The sequence below is a fragment of the Pseudomonas rossensis genome (assembly GCF_039888995.1).
Lineage (GTDB): Bacteria > Pseudomonadota > Gammaproteobacteria > Pseudomonadales > Pseudomonadaceae > Aquipseudomonas > Aquipseudomonas rossensis.
Genome location: NZ_JBBWCB010000277.1, coordinates 1 through 2,206, shown reverse-complemented (window position 1 = coordinate 2,206; position 2,206 = coordinate 1). Strand labels below are relative to the sequence as shown.

Annotated in this window: 1 protein-coding gene; it reads right to left on the bottom strand. The window is 55.3% G+C overall.

Translation table 11 applies throughout. The annotated features are described in order from the left end of the window. Nucleotides 1-277: 277 nt before the first annotated feature. On the bottom strand, nucleotides 278-1,708 hold the full coding sequence (locus WLY71_RS30355) for an IS1182 family transposase (RefSeq protein ID WP_347806522.1): 1,431 nt from the start codon (nucleotides 1,706-1,708) through the stop codon (nucleotides 278-280). Nucleotides 1,709-2,206 lie beyond the last annotated feature (498 nt).

The window sequence follows — 2,206 nt, the reverse complement described above, 5'->3', positions numbered from 1 at the left end:
TTGTTGTCATTGCAACTCCTCCAACCAATACGCCTGACGACTCAACTACGGGAAAGATTCAGTGCAGAGGGTCGACGCTACCTATTAGCCACTAGTCTGTCCAGCGGCTGCTTATGGCCCAGAGCGTGTAAAAACGCTCATGGACCTCGTCGTTGTGGAGTAGTGACATTCGTTGGCTGAGCGATCGCACGGTTATGTCGCGGGCCACATCAGTCTCAGCCTGGAACACGCCAACGCTATTTTTACAGCCTCTGGGATGGGCCAAAATCAGCCTTTTTCAGGCCGTCAGCGCTTTCATCAAACCGTTGGCACCGATGATTTTCATAACCCGTTTCAAGTTGTAGGCGAGCACATTCAAGCTCATCTCCGCGCTCACCCCGGCCAGCTTTCGCGTCAGGAAGTGCGTCGCCCCCATCCATTGTTTGAGCGTCCCGAAGGGATGCTCAACCGTCCGTTTTCGGACTCGCATCATCTCTGGTGCTTTGCTCAGCCGAAGCTGCATCTCCTCCAATACGTCTTCATGCTCCCAGCGTCGAACTCGTCGTTCCGTGCTCGGAGTGCATTGCGACTTCAACGCGCAGCCCTGGCATTTCGAACTCCAGTAACGATGCAACTTCAGGCCTTTTTCAACGTAGGAGTAGTGCCAGATCAGCGCCTCGCCAGCTGGACAAATGTATTCGTTTTTTACCGCGTCATAGATGAAGGCATCGTTATTGAAACGTCCGTCAGCCTTGGCTCCAGAGGTCATCGGCTTGGGCACGTAGGGGGTGATGCCTGCATCGTGACAAGCCAAGATTTGTTCGCTTTTGAAGTAACCTCGGTCCGCCACCACCGACAACGTTTCTGACGCCATCGCCTCGCGGGCCTGCTTGGCCATCGAGCTGAGCTGATCGCGGTCGGAACCGACATTGGTCACCTCGTGTGCAACGATCAAATGGTGCTGAGTATCGACCGCCGTCTGCACGTTATAGCCGACGATTCCCGTGCCGCGAGTCATCATGGAGCGGCTGTCTGGATCGGTCAGTGAGACCTGTTTGTCCGGCGATTCGTTGAGCTGGATCTCGATCGCTTGAAGCTCTTTCATTTGAGTTTTGAGCTTGGCGATTTTTTCTTCCAGCCACACGGTACTGGGCTCGGAAGCTGTTGGTTCTTGCCGATCGGCAGCATCGAGCGCGGTCAGGTAACGGCTGATGCTCGATTCGATTTCTTCCATTCGCCGCTTCAGCTTGGCGCTGGTGAAATTGCGGTCACGGTTGTGGACGGCCTTGAATTTACTGCCATCGATGGCGACCAGATGTTCTCCAAACAGTCCCAACTGCTGACACAGCACAACGAACTGGCGACAGACACCTCGGATGGCCTTGCTGTTGTCTTTTCGGAAGTTGGCGATGGTCTTGAAGTCCGGCATCAAACGCCCGGTCAACCACATCAGTTCGACGTTGCGTTGAGCTTCTCGCTCCAAACGTCGGCTCGACTGAATGCGATTGAGATAGCCGTAGATGTAGATCTTCAGCAAGATCGCGGGGTGGTAAGCAGGCCGGCCAGTATCGGCTGGAATGGCACCTTCAAAACCCAGACTGACCAGGTCGAGTCCGTCGACAAAGACGTCGACTACGCGCACCGGATTGGTATCGCTGACGTAGTCGTCGAGGCTCTCGGGAAGTAAGGTGCCTTGGCCTCGATGTTCACCTTGGATAAAGCGCTTCATGGGCGATCCCTGCGATGAAATCCTCAGAAATCATAGCAAGGGTTCGCGAAGGCGTTTTTACACACTCTGGGCCGAAAGCAGCCAGCCCCCCGTCACATTTTTCAGGACGGTAGAACGATATATTCGCCAAGCATGGCCTAACGCCATGCTGCGCAAGAAGTTGCGCACTCAACGCTGCGAAAGCCCTACCCGACTCGCTGATCGCCCGGCCTGTCAGGCGCCCCAGCCAAGTGCGCAAGAAGTTGCGCAGTACTGCGCAACTTCTTGCGCACATCCACAGGCGATCGCTGCCGAACATCCTTCGCGAGCGCTTAAAACCCTCTCAACCCCCTGATTTATATAGCCTTAACCGTTTCTGGCACGGACCTTGATAACAGTCAGGCACCCACCGGGCGATACCGCCTCCCGGGCACCCTAACTTTTAGCAAGGAGCACATCCATGGCTACACCAGCGTACATGTCCGTCACTGGCGAGAAACAAGGTCTGATCACTGCCGG